Source organism: Pseudomonas sp. Fl5BN2, from assembly GCF_009908205.1.
GTDB lineage: Bacteria > Pseudomonadota > Gammaproteobacteria > Pseudomonadales > Pseudomonadaceae > Aquipseudomonas.
On the sequence record NZ_JAAARL010000001.1, the window covers coordinates 402,723 to 417,637 of the forward strand.

The following is a 14,915-nucleotide window of genomic DNA, read 5'->3' on the forward strand; positions in this document are numbered from 1 at the left end:
AATATGAATGTCCTGATCGTTGATGACGAACCCCTAGCCCGCGAGCGCCTGAGCCGAATGGTCAGTGAGCTTGAGGGATACAGTGTCCTGGAGCCCAGCGCCACCAATGGCGAAGAGGCACTGAGCCTGATCGACAGCCTGAAGCCGGATATCGTCTTGCTCGATGTCCGCATGCCCGGGCTGGACGGCCTGCAAGTCGCCGGCAAGCTGTGCGAGCGCGAGACGCCTCCGGCGCTGGTGTTTTGCGCGGCTCCGGACGAATTCCCCCTTGAGGCTTTCAATGACAGTGGCGTTGGCCATCTGGTCAAGCCTGTGCGCCCCGAACTGCTGCTGGAAGCGCTGAAAAAGGCCGAGAGGCCCAATCGGGTGCAACTGGCGGCCCTGACCCGGCCAGCTGCGGAGAGTGGCAACGGCCCACGTAGCCACATCAGTGCCCGTACCCGCAAAGGCATCGAGCTGATTCCCCTGGCTCAGGTGGTGTATTTCATTGCCGACCACAAGTACGTGACCTTGCGTCACGAGGGTGGTGAAGTGCTTCTGGATGAACCCTTGAAGGCCTTGGAGGATGAGTTTGGCGAGCGCTTTGTGCGTATCCATCGCAATGCGCTGGTGGCTCGCGAGCGTATCGAGCGCTTGCAGCGTACGCCGCTGGGGCATTTCCAGTTGTACCTCAAGGGGCTCAATGGCGATGCGCTGATTGTCAGCCGGCGGCATGTAGCGGGCGTGCGCAAGATGATGCAACAGCTTTAAGTCGGGATTTCAGGCGCGCAAAACATGCAGCCTGGTGTCGGGAGGCTGCCGCGTTTCTGATACAAGTCAAAGCTGCTTTGGCTGAGCTGTTATTATCTGCCGTATCTATTCAGTACGGATTGATCCATGTCCTCTCGCGAAATCCGCATCGCTACCCGCAAAAGTGCTCTGGCCTTGTGGCAGGCCGAATACGTCAAAGCCCGTCTGCAAGAGGCCCACCCGGGCCTTATCGTGACCCTGGTGCCCATGGTCAGCCGCGGCGACAAATTGCTCGACTCGCCTTTGTCGAAAATCGGCGGCAAGGGCCTGTTCGTCAAAGAGCTGGAAACCGCGTTGCTGGAAAATCAGGCCGATATCGCCGTGCACTCGATGAAGGATGTGCCTATGGACTTCCCCGAAGGCTTGGGGTTGTTCTGCATCTGTGAACGCGAAGATCCGCGTGACGCCTTTGTCTCCAATACCTACGCCAGCCTTGAGCAATTGCCGGAGGGCAGCGTGGTAGGTACATCCAGCCTGCGCCGTCAGGCTCAGTTGCTGACTCGCCGTCCTGACCTGCAGATCCGTTTTCTGCGAGGTAACGTCAATACCCGCCTGGCCAAGCTGGACGCTGGCGAGTACGACGCGATCATCCTGGCGGCCGCCGGCCTGATCCGCCTGGGTTTCGAAGAACGCATCAGTTCCTCCATCAGTGTCGACGACAGCCTGCCGGCTGGTGGCCAGGGTGCGGTTGGCATCGAATGCCGCAGCGTCGACAGCGAAATTCACGCGCTGCTGGCACCTTTGCACCATGCTGACACCGCCAGCCGGGTAACCGCCGAGCGCGCGTTGAACAAGCATTTGAATGGTGGCTGCCAGGTGCCGATTGCCTGCTACGCAGTGTTGGAAGGCGAGCAGATCTGGCTGCGTGGCCTGGTGGGCGAGCCGAGTGGCGGCCTGCTGCTCTGCGCCGAGGCTCGAGGCCCGCGAGCATCCGCCGCGGAGTTGGGGGTGCAAGTAGCGGATGATCTGCTGGCGCAGGGTGCCAATGACATTCTGCGTGCGGTCTACGGTGAGGCGGACGGAGAGTGACTGGCTGGCGCTTGCTGCTGACCCGGCCGGCCGAGGATTGCGCTGCACTGGCAGCGACTCTGGCCGAGTCCGGGATCTTCAGCAGCAGCCTGCCATTGCTGGATATTCAAGCCTTGCCCGTTACCGATTCGCAGCGGGCGACCTTGCTCGAGCTGGATCGTTATTGCGCGGTAATAGTGGTCAGCAAGCCTGCGGCGCACCTGGGCCTGAAACTGCTGCGACAGTTCTGGCCACAGCCGCCGAGCCAGAGTTGGTTCGCCGTGGGCGCTGCCACCGGACAGATTCTTGCGGATGCCGGTCTGCGAGTGTTCTACCCACAGCTGGGTGATGATAGTGAAGCCTTGCTTGCACTTGCCCAGTTGCGCGAGGCTATCCGCCGGCCTGATCCGCGGGTGCTGATCGTGCGCGGGGAGGGCGGTCGCGAACTGCTCTCTGAGCGTTTGCGCGACCAAGGTGCTAGTGTCGATTATCTGGAACTCTATCGCCGTTGCTTGCCGCACTACGCCGAGGATGCGCTGCAACAGCGGATTCAAGTGGAACGCTTGAACGGGCTGGTGGTCAGCAGTGGGCAGGGTTTCAGCCACTTGCGGCAGTTGGCCGGCCCGGCCTGGTCGCACCTGGCGAAGATACCGTTGTTTGTTCCAAGCCCCCGGGTCGCCGATATGGCACGTGCCGCCGGGGCGGAAAAAGTTGTGGATTGTCGTGGCGCCAGTGCCGCGGCTTTGCTAACGGCGTTACGGGAGCACCCCGTGCCCGTTCTCTAACGCAAAGGATGGATACGTGAGCGAAACAGCCTTGCCTAAAGATGAAGTTCAGCCGGAGCCCAAAACACCGACTGAACCCACGACCCCAACCGTTGAACGTCGTGGCAACGGTTTGGCGATTCTGGCCCTGATGCTCGGAGCAGCGGGCGTCGCTGCCGGCGGCTGGGGAATCTGGCAGGTGCGTAACCTGCAAGCCAATCACCAGCAGCAACTGAGTCAGTTGCAGGCGTTGGGAGACCAGGCGCAGAGTTTCAAGCTCAGTGAACAACGCCTGAGCGAGCGTCTTCAGCTACTGCCAGCGGCCGATGAGCTGGAAGACCGGCGGCGCCTGGTAGCCCAGTTGCAAAGTGATCAGCAGCGCCTGAACCAGCGTCTGGAAACCGTGCTTGGTGCTAGCCGCAAGGACTGGCGCCTGGCCGAGGCCGAGCACCTGCTGCGCCTGGCCAGCCTGCGGTTGTCCGCGTTGCAGGACATCAGCAGTGCCCAGGCTCTGGTCCAGGGGGCCGACGATATACTGCGAGAGCAGAACGATCCGGGCTCATTCGCTGCCCGCGAGCAGTTGGCCAAGAGCCTTGCAGCCCTGCGCAGTACTGAGCAGCCGGATCGCACCGGCCTGTTCCTGCAATTGGGCGCCTTGCGTGATCAGGTGCTCGAACTCAGTGCCGTGGCTCCGGAGTACAAGGATCGCGGCGAGTCATTACTGGGGTTGACCGCCGATGGCGACGGCGCCAGCCGCTGGGCGCAATGGTGGGATCAGATCTCCCGCTACTTCCGTATCGACTTCAATGCCGACAAGAACATTCGTCCGCTGCTGGCCGGCCAGGGCCTGACCCAGGTGCGCCTGGCCTTGAGCCTGGCTCTGGAGCAGGCGCAGTGGGCGGCGCTGAACGGCCAGGCGGCGGTCTATACCCAGGCGCTGACGGAAGCCCGCGATGTGCTGGTCGGCAACTTCAATCAGGACAATCCGCAAAGCAAGATCATGCTTGAGCGCCTGGCGGAGTTGAGCAAGCAGCCAGTGACCGTGGTGACTCCGGACCTGGCGAAGACCCTGAACACCGTCCAGGCCTATCTTGAGCGGCGCAACTTGAACGCTGAAGAGTCCGTTAAACCACTGGCCAAGCCTGCGGCGAACAGCGCCCAGGAGACGAGCCCATGAAGCGCGCCTATGTGATTGTTCTACTGGTCATTGCAGCCATCGGCCTGCTGGGACTGGCCATCGCCGAGCATCCCGGGTACGTGCTGATCGCCTATAGCAACTTCCGCTACGAATCGAGTCTGTGGGCAACCCTGGCCTTGGTGGCACTGATCTGGCTGGTGATCTGGGGCATCAAGCTGCTGATCGAACTGGTGATGGTTTCCGGTGGAGTGGTCAATCCCTGGTCGCGACGCAATCGCAGCCGTCGGGTTCAGATCGCCATTGAACAAGGCCAGATGGACCTCGCCGAAGGGCGATGGGCCAGCGCGCAAAAGCACCTGCATCGCGCCGCCGAGGCTGAGCGCCAGCCACTGCTGTACTACCTAGGCGCGGCTCGGGCAGCCAATGAGCAGGGCCACTATGAAGAGTGTGATCGTCTGTTGGAGCGAGCGCTGACCCGCCAGCCGCAGGCCGAGTTGGCAGTGGCCCTGAGTCATGCCCAATTGCAGACCGATCGTGGCGATACCGACGGCGCGCTGAGCACCCTGCAAGCGATGCATGAGCGTCATCCTCACAGTGTCCAGGTACTGCGCCAGCTGCAGCGTCTGCACCAGCAGCGTGGTGACTGGTCGGCCCTGATCCGCCTGCTGCCTGATCTGCGCAAGGACAAGGCCCTGCCCGCCAGTGAGTTGCAGGAGCTGGAACGTAGGGCCTGGGGTGAGAACCTGATCCTGGCGGCGAGGCGCGAAGAGGATCAGGCCGCCGGTTTGCAGTCGCTCAATCGCGCCTGGCAGCAACTGACGTCGGCGCAACGTCAAGAGCCGCAACTGGTGCTGGCCTATGCCGAGCAACTGCGCCAACTGGGGGCTTCGGCCGAGGCTGAAGAAGCCTTGCGCACCGCCCTCAAGCGCAAGTATGAGAGTCACCTGGCGCGGCTTTACGGCCTGGTGCGTGGCAGCGATCCATCGCGCCAGTTGCAAACTGCCGAGCACTGGCTGAAGGAACATGCAGACGACCCGAGCCTGCTGCTGACTTTGGGGCGTTTGTGCTTGCAGAACAGTTTGTGGGGCAAGGCCCGGGACTATCTGGAAAGCAGCCTGCGCTTGCAGCGCAATCCCGAAGCCTGTGCCGAACTGGCCCGCCTGCTGGCACAGTTGGGAGATACCGAACGCAGCAACCAACTGTTCCAAGAAGGTCTTGGGCTGTTGGACGAGCGTCTGCTGGCTTCGCCGTTGCCGGTTCCGGCGCGGGTCTGATGTTTCATCAGGGCCGGTTGCCTGTTTCAGGCTCCGGCCTTTTTTGTCCGGGAATCGTGGCTCATCCGTTGCCGGTCGCCGATCATCTGCGGCATAGCGCTCCTTGAAAGGAGCGAGCGCTTTCTCTACCGTGGCTGCCTGTTTCTTCCGTTACGGATATCTCATGTCGCTGGCCGGCTCCCGCTTGCTGTTCTCCCTGGTGTTCCTGGTGGGGGCCTTGGCCTCGTGGGCGGCGTTCAACCTGCAATCCGGTGGTGGCCTGGAGTCCTGCCCGCTGTGGGGGATGCAGCGCTTGCTGCTGTTGTTGTTCGGCGGCGTAAATCTGCTGGCCTTGGTGCAGGGGCCGGGTCGCTTGGGGCGAGCGGTCTATTGGGCGCTCAACCTGTTGCTGGGCATGCTTGGAGTGATTACTGCCGGGCGCCATGTGCTGCTGCAGAATATCCCCTCCGAACAACTCTTGGCCTGTCTGCCGGACATGCCCTTCATGTTGCGCAACCTGTCGTGGTGGCAAGCGCTGAAATTGACCTTCATGGGGACGTCGGACTGCGCCGAGGTCACCTGGACCCTGCTCGACATGAGCCTCCCGGAATGGAGCCTGCTGTTTTTCGTGATCATGCTGATCTTCAGTGGCTACCGTTTGCTGCGGCTGTTGCGCAGCGTTCGGCAGGCTACGGCGTTGCCCTGAGTCAGTATTTGGCGAAGGGTGGCGGATTAAACGCTTGTATGAACTTTATCTCCTGCGTACCTTGAAGCTGTTGTCGAGCGGGCATAATCTGGCCCGCACGTGTCACTGGAATTATGTTGCTCGATGCTGTTGCGCCTGACCGGATCCAGAGTCTTCAAGGGGGACGGCGGGCAAGCGGCATGACCCATAAGGGAAGAGAGATCACCATGCTCGATAGTTGTCAGAATGCTCAGGAACGTTGGGGTGGAGTGCATCTGCTGATCGACCGCTGGTTGCAGGAGCGTCACGAACTGGTTCGAGCCTATGATGCGCTGGGCGCCGAGCCCGAGGCTCTGAGTGAGAGCAAGAAGCCCTTGCAGGAGTTCTGTGGGGTCTTGGTGGATTACGTTTCCGCCGGCCATTTTGAAATCTACGAACAGCTGACCAGCGAAGCCAAGGCCTTTGGCGACAAGCGCGGGCTCGAGTTGGCCGAGACCCTTTATCCACGTATCGACGTGATCACCGAGAAGCTCCTGGCGTTCAATGACCTGTGTGATGCAGGGCAGTGTGTGGCGCAGAAGTTCAAGGAACTGGGCGGCCTGTTGCACGAGCGCTTTGAGCTGGAAGACTGCCTGATTGAAGTGCTGCACAACGCGCACAAGCAGGAAGCGGTTGCTCAGGCCTGAGAACGGGATTGAGCGACACAAAAACGGCACGCCTCGGCGTGCCGTTTTTCGTTTCTACACTTCAGCCGGCGACGCCGAGCAATTCGATATCGAACACTAGCGGCGTATAAGGCGCGATCAGGTCGCCGGCGCCTTCGGTGCCGTAGGCCTGGCTCGAAGGAATCACCAGGCGCCATCTGGCTCCGGTGGGCATCTGCGACAGCGCACTGCGCCAGCCGGCGATCACGCTGTCCAGACGAAACCATTGCGGCTGCTGGGTCTGATCGAACACGGTGCCGTCGGGCAGGTGCCCGGTGTAGCGCACCTGGACCGAGCCATTGGGGCTGGCCTTGTTGCCGGTACCCGCAGCCAATTCGGTCAGCAGAATGCCGTCCGCCAGTTGGCGAACCCCGGGCTTGGCTTTTTCCTGATCGAGAAAACGTCGCTCGTTTTCCAGTGCGGTCTCGGTCTGTGACTTGGCTGACTGCTCGCTGATCTGTGCGTCGTGCTGGGCGAGAATCTGCTCGATGCGCTCGTTCTTGAGTGCCAGCGGTTTGCCTTGATACGCGGCTTTCAATCCCTCTACCAGGGCCTGGATCTGCAGGTCGGGCACTTCATCGCGCAGTCGTTCGCCGAGACTCGCGCCAAGGCTGTAGGCAAGATCGTGAGCGTCCTTGGGCTGAGGTTCGGCCGCGGCTTGAGCCAGAGGCAAGAACAGGCTCAAGGACAAAAACAGGTAACGCGACATGGGCACTCTCCGGCCTGAGTAGCGGTGGATTATGCCAGCGACAACGCGCTCGTTGGTGAGCAACTTGGGTGGGTGAGAAGAACATTTTCAATCGGCTGCAACGCCAGGCTTTCGATACTGTCAACATGACCTAGCGGCGGTAGCAGCAGAGGTCTAGTATGAGCCGCAACTCACATCAGCCAGGAGGTAAACCATGTCGGCCAATAAGAAGCCTGTAAATACTCCGTTGCACCTGCTCCAACAGCTGTCGGGCAGCTTGCTCGAACATTTGGAAAACGCTTGTTCCCAAGCCTTGGCTGACGCTGAGAAATTGCTCGCAAAGCTGGAAAAACAACGAGGTAAAGCGCAAGAGAAACTGCACAAATCGCGCACCAAGCTGCAGGACGCTGCCACGGCTGGAAAAGCCAAGGCACAAGCCAAGGCCAAGACTGCAGTGAAAGAACTCGAAGACTTGCTGGATGCGTTGAAGGCACGTCAGGCACAAACCCGCAGCTACATCCTGCAACTCAAGCGTGATGCCCAGGAAAGCCTGAAATTGGCTCAAGGCGTTGGTCGCGTGAAAGAAGCGGTAGCCAAGGCACTGAGCACTCGCGATGCCAAGCCGGCAGTTGTTGCGGCGAAGAAACCAGCAGCCAAGCCTGCTGCTAAAGCACCCGCCAAGCCAGCGGCTAAACCTGCTGCGAAAAAGCCAGTTGCTGCCAGCGCAGCGAAGCCTGCTGCCAAGCCGGCGGTGGCTAAGTCTGCAGCCGTTAAACCGGCCGCCAAAACTGCAGCAGCCAAGCCTGCGGCCGCGAAACCTGTCGCTGCCAAACCAGCCGCTAAAGCCGCTGCAGCCAAGCCAGTGGCTAAACCAGTCGCCAAAACTGCAGCTGCGAAGCCAGCAGCTAAACCTGCAGCCAAGCCAGCTGCTGCCAAAACGGCTGCTGCGACCAAACCTGCCGCCAAGCCAGCAGCCAAACCTGTTGCCGCAAAAACTCCGGTAAAAGCTGCCGCAAAACCTGTCGCAAAACCCGCAGCCGCCAAGCCAGCTGCATCGACAGCGGCGAAGCCTGCCGCAAAACCTGCCGCGAAAAAGCCTGCTGTGGCCAAGCCCGCTACTACTCCAGCGGCCAAGCCAGCAGCGCCAGCGCCAGCTGCGGCCAAACCGGCTGCACCGGCTGCTTCGCCAGCCTCGGCCACAGGCGCAGCTGCTGCACCTGCTTCGGCTACTGTCGGCACCCCTTCCAGCGCTTCCTAAGCGCCGGTCACCGCGACACACAGCACCTGCAGTGCGTCGCGGTTGAGGTCGGCGGCTTCGGCCGCCAGTCCTTCCAGCCAATCTTCCAAACTGTTTGCTTGAGCGCCGGGCCAGTCCCGAGCCTGTTTCTGCAGGCGCATCAACAGTTGCCGTTCGGCTTGTAGCTCCAGGGTCTTGAGCTGTTCGCGCAAGGCGCCTAAGTCGGCATCTTCGGTTGCTGCTGCACGCCACTCGATACGCAAGGTCCGCAGGGGTTGAACCACGTCCCGCTGCCAAGGCGCCGCGAGCTCTTCAAGCTGCTTCAGGCGTTGCTCATCGCAACCGACCCCCCGCTGGCCAAGCCAGGCAGCGCAGAGCAGCAGGCAGACATCGGCCCCGCCGTCCTGCAATTGCAGGCAGGCCTCTTGTACGCCGGGAAGGGCATAGGTCTTCAGGGCAAAGCTCCACAGGTCAGAGGACATATTGCTACTCGCGCCAGTTGCGAACGAAGCTGGTAGACTCCGCCGCCATTATGATTCGACTTCAGAACCTGACTTTACAGCGTGGCCCGCAACGTCTGCTAGAAGACGCCGAGCTGACCCTGCACGCCGGCCATAAAGCCGGCCTGATCGGTGCCAACGGCGCCGGCAAATCCAGCCTGTTCGCCCTGCTGCGCGGAGAGCTGCATCCGGATTCGGGTGACTGCTTCCTGCCTGCCGATTGGCGCATTGCTCACATGCGCCAGGAGGTCGATACCCTCGAACGCCTGGCGGTGGACTATGTGCTCGACGGCGACCTGCGCCTGCGCCAGGTGCAGCGTGACCTGGCTGCCGCCGAGGCCGCCCATGATGGCGCTGCCCAGGCGCGCCTGCATGCCGAGCTGGACAGTGCCGACGGTTATACCGCCGACGCCCGAGCACGCAAGCTGCTGGCTGGCCTTGGCTTCACCAACGACCAGATGGACCGACAGGTCGGTGACTTCTCCGGGGGCTGGCGGATGCGCCTTAACCTGGCGCAGGCACTGATGTGCCCGTCCGACCTGCTGCTGCTCGACGAACCGACCAACCACTTGGACCTCGACGCCATCATTTGGCTCGAAGAGTGGCTCAAGAGCTATCCGGGCACCTTGTTGCTGATCTCCCACGACCGGGATTTTCTTGATGCCGTAGTGGACCACGTGGCCCATGTCGATCAGCGCAAGATCACCCTCTATCGTGGTGGCTACAGCGCCTTCGAGCGAGCCCGTGCCGAACGCCTGGCCCAGCAACAGCAAGCTTACGAGAAGCAGCAGGCGCAACGTGCGCACATGGAAAGCTACATCGCCCGCTTCAAGGCCCAGGCCACCAAGGCCCGTCAGGCGCAGAGCCGGATCAAGGCCCTGGAACGGATGGAGGAGCTGTCGGCGGCCCATGTCGATTCGCCGTTCGATTTCACTTTCCGTGAGTCGACGAAGATCTCCAGCCCGCTGATCGACCTCTCCGATGCTCGCCTGGGTTATGGCGAGCGCACCGTACTGGAGAAGGTCAAGTTGCAGCTGACTCCGGGGGCGCGAATCGGTCTGCTCGGCCCCAACGGTGCGGGCAAGTCGACCCTGATCAAGAACCTTTCCGGTGAGCTCCAACCCTTGTCCGGTCGTTTGACCCGTGGCGAGAACACCGTGGTTGGTTATTTCGCCCAGCATCAGCTCGACTCTCTGGACTCCAAGGCCAGCCCCTTGTTGCACCTGCAGCGTTTGGCGCCCACCGAGCGTGAGCAGACCCTGCGCGACTTCCTCGGCGGCTTCGACTTCCGTGGCGCGCGTATCGACGAGCCGGTGCTGAATTTCTCCGGCGGTGAAAAGGCCCGTCTGGCCCTGGCGCTGATCGCTTGGGAACGGCCGAACCTGTTGCTGCTCGATGAACCGACCAACCATTTGGACCTGGAGATGCGCCTGGCCCTGACCATGGCTCTGCAGGAGTTCAGCGGTGCGGTATTGGTGGTCTCCCACGATCGCCATTTGCTCAAAAGCACTACGGACAATTTCTACCTGGTGGCAGACGGCAAGGTCGAGGAGTTTGATGGCGACCTGGACGACTACACCCGCTGGCTGGTGGATTACCGTCAGCGCAATGCCCCGGTCAGCAACACCCCGGTCAACCCGGACAAGACCGACAAGAAGGCTCAGCGCCAGGCCGCTGCTGCCCTGCGTCAGCAACTGGCACCGCATAAGCGCGAGGCCGACAAGCTGGAGGCCGAACTGGGCAAGGTGCATGGACGCCTGGCGCAGATCGAGACCAGCCTGGGCGACAGCGACCTCTATGAAGCTGCACGCAAGGATCAACTGCGGGACCTACTGGCCGAACAGGCCAAGCTCAAGAGCCGTGAGTCCGAGCTGGAAGAGTCCTGGATGGAAGCCCTGGAGTTGCTGGAAAGCCTACAGGCTGAACTTGAGGCGCTGTCCTGATGGAGGCGCTGCAACTGCCATTGCCGGCGCAGTGGATAGGCCCGTTGTGGATTGGCGCGCAGATCCTGCTGATCCTGCTGGCGGGCTATCTGGCCCAGCGCTTCATCGCCCGTGGCCTGACCCGCCTTGGCGAGCGCTATCCGTTTCCGCCGCAGTTGTTGATGCCACTGCGTGGCGGCCTGCGCTGGCTGATCATGGGCAGTGCGGTGATCTTCGTGCTGGAGCGCCTGGGGGTGTCTGCCACCGTGTTGTGGACTGCCTTGTCCGGGTTCGTCGCGGTGGCAGCAGTAGCATTTTTCGCCATGTGGAGCGTGCTCTCCAACCTGCTGTGCGCGATCCTGATCTTCACCGTCGGCCCGTTCCGCCTGGGTGACGTGGTGGAGCTGGTGGACACCGTCGACAAGCCTGGGGTCAAGGGCCGGGTCGTGGCGATCAACCTGCTGTACACCACCCTGATCGAGTCCGAGGAAGCCGGCACCGGCAGTGCCATGGTACAGGTGCCCAACAGCTTGTTCTTCCAGCGCTCCGTACGCCGCTGGCGCGGTAGCGACGTGCTGCCGGGCACAGGCGAAAAGTAATCCGTCTAGCTGCTCCTGTGGCCACTGCCGAAGGCTCAGGTCGCGTGTGGAGCACCAGGTCCGAAGCCTTCTGGCAGTCTTATAGCCGCCTGCGCCTGGTTTGATTGGCGTCTGACTGATCGGCGTCTGTGGCCGCGGCTACAGGGCCGCGTAGCGCCCATCCGAGAAAAAACATGGTCAGCTGCAAGTCGGAGGATTAGTTTAGGCAGTCACGACCAATTCGATCCGAGGTGTACGATGGTGCTTGAGACATGGCTGGCGTTCTTTGCCGCCAGTTGGGTGATCAGTCTTTCTCCAGGAGCCGGCGCCATTGCGTCGATGTCCTGCGGCTTGCAATACGGTTTCTGGCGCGGCTACTGGAACGCCCTAGGCCTGCAACTAGGCCTGGCCATGCAGATCGCGATTGTTGCTGCTGGCGTTGGTGCCATTCTTGCCACGTCTTCCACGGCGTTCTATGCGATCAAATGGTTCGGTGTGGCCTATCTGGTGTATCTGGCGGTCAAGCAGTGGCGGGCGCAGCCCAGCAACCTTAGCGACGATGCTGCCATTCGCCCTATCGGTAAGCCCCTGGCCCTGGTATTCCGCGGCTTCCTGGTGAACATCAGCAACCCCAAGGCCCTGGTGTTCATGCTCGCAGTGCTGCCGCAATTCATTGATCCACATGCGCCATTGCTCAAGCAGTACCTGATTCTTGGCGGCACTATGATCGTTGTCGACCTGATCGTCATGGCCGGCTACACCGGGCTGGCCTCCAAGGTCTTGCGCCTGTTGCGCACCCCGGTCCAGCAGCGACGGGTGAACCGTACCTTCGCCGGGTTGTTCATCGGTGCGGCGGGCCTGCTAGCGACTATTCGCAAAGCGGCGGTCTAGGTTTTCCAACGATAAAAAAGGCGACCCGATGGGTCGCCTTTTTCGTTCGCGGACGGTTCGGCGCCTGATCACCTGTGCCGTGTCCTAGCCTTGCCGAGGGTGCGTGAACATGTTCCTGCGCAGGCTCCTGATAGCCCGGGTTCATGGCTGCGATCTTCGGTACTGCCTGCGGCCGAATGCGCAAGCCAGGGTCGGTATGCCAATCCATGTTCGGATTGCTTGATGCTCGCGAGATGTTCCTGCGGGCCGATAAGCCTTGAGTGAAACGCATCGGGAGTGAACAATATATTACTTCGTATTTACCTTTGAGATTCATTCATGACCGCCCCCTCCCGTTTGCTGGCGTTGCTGGTGCTGCCGGTACTGGTGTTTTGCAGCTTCAACCTTCTGGCCGATAGCGTCGATGGCGCCCCCAAGGCTTTGCACCTTCTGGACTACATCGGCGCGGACTACCCCGCTACGGTGGAGGCGGGCAAGGTTATCGATGAATCTGAATACCAGGAGCAGGTGGAGTTTCTTGGGGTCTTGCAGGGGCTGATCGCCGATCTGCCGGCCAAGCCGGAGAAGGCAGAGCTGGAGCAAGGTATTGTCAGCCTGCGCAAAGCTGTCGACGAACGTGTCGAGGGCGGCCAGGTAGCACGTCTGGCACGGCAGATGGGCGCCAGGCTGGCAGTAGCCTATGAGGTCAGCCAGGCGCCGGTCATCACCCCGGACCCGACTCGTGGTGCGCCGCTGTACGCCCAGCATTGCTCGGTTTGCCACGGTGCAAACGGTGCTGGCGACGGTCCGGCGGGTGTCGGCATGACTCCGCCACCGGCCAATCTGCGGGATGCCGGGCGCCTCGACCGCCTGAGCTTGTATGCGGTCTACAACACCCTGGGGCTGGGTGTCGAAGGCACTGATATGCCGGCCTTCGCCGATCAGCTGGATGACCGTCAGCGTTGGGACCTGGCCACCTATATCGCCGGTTTCAGCGCCGATCCGGCAGCGGCCAAAGGCGAGCAGGAGTTCAACCTGGCCGACCTGGCCCGACAGACCCCAGGCGAGGTACTGGTGGCCCAGGGTCCGCAGGCCGCAGCCACCTTCCGTGCCCAGCGCGCCCAGCCTCCTCAGGTCAAGCGCGGGCCGGGGCAACTGCTGGACTACACCGCATCGACCCTGGACAAGAGCCTGGCGGCCTATCGCAATGGCGACCATGAGCAGGCCTACGACCTGTCGGTAGCGGCCTACCTGGAAGGCTTCGAGCTGGTGGAAAGCTCCCTGGATAACGTCGATGCCACGGTGCGCAAGGACACGGAAAAGGCCCTGATGGCCTACCGGCAGTCGTTGCAGGACGGTTTGCCGGTGGCTCAGGCCGAGCAGCGCCTGGACGCGGCCAAGGCCAAGCTCAAGGCGTCTGCCGAACTCTTGGGCGGGGATAGCCTGAGTTGGTCCCTGAGCTTTATCTCTGGCTTGCTGATCCTGTTGCGAGAAGGCCTGGAAGCGATTCTGGTGCTGGCGGCGATCCTGGCATTTCTGCGTAACACCGGCCAGCAATCGGCGGTGCGCAGCGTCAACGTCGGCTGGGGGCTGGCACTGTTGGCGGGCCTGGCCACCTGGGCCTTGGCGGCTTATGTGATCGATGTCAGCGGTTCTCAGCGGGAGCTGCTGGAAGGGGCAACGGCACTGTTCGCCAGTGTCATGGTGCTGTGGCTCGGCGTATGGATGCACGACCGCCGGCATGCGGCGGCCTGGCAGGACTACATCAAGAGCAGCCTGGTGGGCGGCGGCGGACGTTTCGGTTTCGCAGTGCTGGCGTTTTTCTCGGTGTACCGCGAGCTGTTCGAGGTGATCCTGTTCTACGAGACCTTGTGGCTGCAGGCAGGTCCTGCCGGGCATAACGCGGTGCTGGCCGGTGGCGCCACCGCGCTGGTGCTGCTGGTGGGCCTGGCCTGGGTGATCCTGCGGGGCTCGGCCAAGCTGCCGCTGGCACTGTTCTTCGGCATCAACGCGGCGCTGCTGTGCGCCTTGTCGGTGGTGTTCGCCGGGCACGGGGTCAAGGCATTGCAGGAAGCCGGTATCTTCGGCACTCGCCCGGTGCCATTCTTCGACTTTGACTGGCTGGGGATCCACGCTGACGCTTATTCGTTGGGCGCCCAGGCCGTGGCGATCCTGGCGATTGTGGTGCTCTATAGCCGTAGTCGTATGGCTGAGAAACAGCGCTTGCACGCTTCTTGAGTCTGCAACGTCGCTGATCGCGGGCAAGCCCGCCCCTGCAACGGGGCGGCTTGTCCGTTTTGCATTCTGGAAGGAGAAATACCATGCGTGTCTGGATCGATGCCGATGCCTGCCCTAAAGCCGCCAAGGATCAGGTGGTGCGTTTTGCCTTGAAGCGCCAGTTCGACGTGCTGATGGTGGCTGGGCAGCCGCAGATCAAACCGGCGTTCGCCTGCGTCAGGCTGATCGTGGTGCCCAGTGGCCCGGATGCCGCCGACGACTACCTGGTGGAGCATGCGGTCCCTGGCGAACTGGTGATCTGTAGCGATGTGCCGTTGGCCGATCGCCTGGTGAAAAAGGGCGTGGCGGCCCTGGACCCGCGAGGCAAGGAGTTCGATGCGCAGAATATGGGTGATCGCTTGGCGGTGCGTAACTTGTTCACCGATCTGCGGGAGCAGGGGCAGGTCAGTGGTGGGCAGGCGCCTTATGGCGAGCGAGAGAAGCAGGCATTCGCCAATGCCCTGGATCGGATCCTGACCCGACTAGCACGCGAGGCTTGAAA

At 61.9% G+C, this 14,915-nt stretch carries 15 protein-coding genes; 13 read left to right on the forward strand and 2 right to left on the reverse strand.

All coding sequences use genetic code 11. The annotated features are described in order from the left end of the window. The first annotated feature begins 3 nt into the window (after positions 1-3). The 7 genes from GV819_RS01915 to rsd all read left to right on the forward strand — a co-directional run bounded on the left by GV819_RS01915 (position 4) and on the right by rsd (position 6,323). The gene (locus tag GV819_RS01915; protein ID WP_161752943.1) at positions 4-750 is read left to right on the forward strand and encodes a LytR/AlgR family response regulator transcription factor; all 747 of its coding nucleotides are present in this window, start codon (positions 4-6) and stop codon (positions 748-750) included. A 126-nt stretch (positions 751-876) separates the two neighbouring features. Next, positions 877-1,818, forward strand: coding sequence for a hydroxymethylbilane synthase (gene hemC / locus GV819_RS01920; RefSeq protein ID WP_161752945.1), 942 nt, complete (start codon positions 877-879; stop codon positions 1,816-1,818). Further along, positions 1,815-2,582 (forward strand): uroporphyrinogen-III synthase, encoded by a 768-nt coding sequence (locus GV819_RS01925; protein WP_161752947.1) that lies wholly within the window; start codon positions 1,815-1,817, stop codon positions 2,580-2,582. The genes hemC and GV819_RS01925 overlap by 4 nt, the downstream gene beginning before the upstream one ends. Before the next feature lie 16 nt (positions 2,583-2,598). Continuing rightward, positions 2,599-3,738 (forward strand): uroporphyrinogen-III C-methyltransferase, encoded by a 1,140-nt coding sequence (locus GV819_RS01930; RefSeq protein WP_161752949.1) that lies wholly within the window; start codon positions 2,599-2,601, stop codon positions 3,736-3,738. Beyond that, positions 3,735-4,973: a heme biosynthesis protein HemY gene (locus tag GV819_RS01935; protein WP_161752952.1), complete on the forward strand. Its 1,239-nt coding sequence runs from the start codon at positions 3,735-3,737 to the stop codon at positions 4,971-4,973. Before GV819_RS01930 ends, GV819_RS01935 begins: the two co-directional genes overlap by 4 nt. A gap of 163 nt (positions 4,974-5,136) precedes the next feature. Further along, on the forward strand, positions 5,137-5,658 hold the full coding sequence (locus GV819_RS01940) for a disulfide bond formation protein B (protein WP_161752954.1): 522 nt from the start codon (positions 5,137-5,139) through the stop codon (positions 5,656-5,658). A gap of 206 nt (positions 5,659-5,864) precedes the next feature. Then, positions 5,865-6,323 (forward strand): sigma D regulator, encoded by a 459-nt coding sequence (gene rsd, locus GV819_RS01945; protein WP_161752957.1) that lies wholly within the window; start codon positions 5,865-5,867, stop codon positions 6,321-6,323. A gap of 61 nt (positions 6,324-6,384) precedes the next feature. On the opposite strand, the gene GV819_RS01950 is transcribed toward rsd, so the two are convergent. Continuing rightward, positions 6,385-7,050 (reverse strand): FKBP-type peptidyl-prolyl cis-trans isomerase, encoded by a 666-nt coding sequence (locus tag GV819_RS01950; protein ID WP_161752959.1) that lies wholly within the window; start codon positions 7,048-7,050, stop codon positions 6,385-6,387. A gap of 193 nt (positions 7,051-7,243) precedes the next feature. On the opposite strand from GV819_RS01950, the gene GV819_RS01955 reads away from it, so the two are divergent. Next, on the forward strand, positions 7,244-8,287 hold the full coding sequence (locus GV819_RS01955) for an AlgP family protein (RefSeq protein WP_161752961.1): 1,044 nt from the start codon (positions 7,244-7,246) through the stop codon (positions 8,285-8,287). On the opposite strand, the gene GV819_RS01960 is transcribed toward GV819_RS01955, so the two are convergent. Beyond that, positions 8,284-8,748: a TIGR02444 family protein gene (locus GV819_RS01960; protein WP_161752963.1), complete on the reverse strand. Its 465-nt coding sequence runs from the start codon at positions 8,746-8,748 to the stop codon at positions 8,284-8,286. The genes GV819_RS01955 and GV819_RS01960 overlap by 4 nt on opposite strands. A gap of 50 nt (positions 8,749-8,798) precedes the next feature. Here GV819_RS01960 and GV819_RS01965 point away from each other — a divergent pair, with 50 nt between their 5' ends. The 5 genes from GV819_RS01965 (at position 8,799) to GV819_RS01985 (ending at position 14,913) form a co-directional block, all read left to right on the forward strand. Further along, on the forward strand, positions 8,799-10,709 hold the full coding sequence (locus GV819_RS01965) for an ATP-binding cassette domain-containing protein (RefSeq protein WP_161752965.1): 1,911 nt from the start codon (positions 8,799-8,801) through the stop codon (positions 10,707-10,709). After that, positions 10,709-11,287, forward strand: coding sequence for a mechanosensitive ion channel family protein (locus tag GV819_RS01970; protein ID WP_161752967.1), 579 nt, complete (start codon positions 10,709-10,711; stop codon positions 11,285-11,287). Before GV819_RS01965 ends, GV819_RS01970 begins: the two co-directional genes overlap by 1 nt. A 237-nt stretch (positions 11,288-11,524) precedes the next feature. Beyond that, positions 11,525-12,157 (forward strand): LysE family transporter, encoded by a 633-nt coding sequence (locus GV819_RS01975; RefSeq protein WP_161752969.1) that lies wholly within the window; start codon positions 11,525-11,527, stop codon positions 12,155-12,157. A gap of 318 nt (positions 12,158-12,475) precedes the next feature. Beyond that, positions 12,476-14,374, forward strand: coding sequence for a cytochrome c/FTR1 family iron permease (locus tag GV819_RS01980; RefSeq protein WP_161752971.1), 1,899 nt, complete (start codon positions 12,476-12,478; stop codon positions 14,372-14,374). An 83-nt stretch (positions 14,375-14,457) separates the two neighbouring features. After that, positions 14,458-14,913: a YaiI/YqxD family protein gene (locus GV819_RS01985; protein WP_161752973.1), complete on the forward strand. Its 456-nt coding sequence runs from the start codon at positions 14,458-14,460 to the stop codon at positions 14,911-14,913. Positions 14,914-14,915 lie beyond the last annotated feature (2 nt).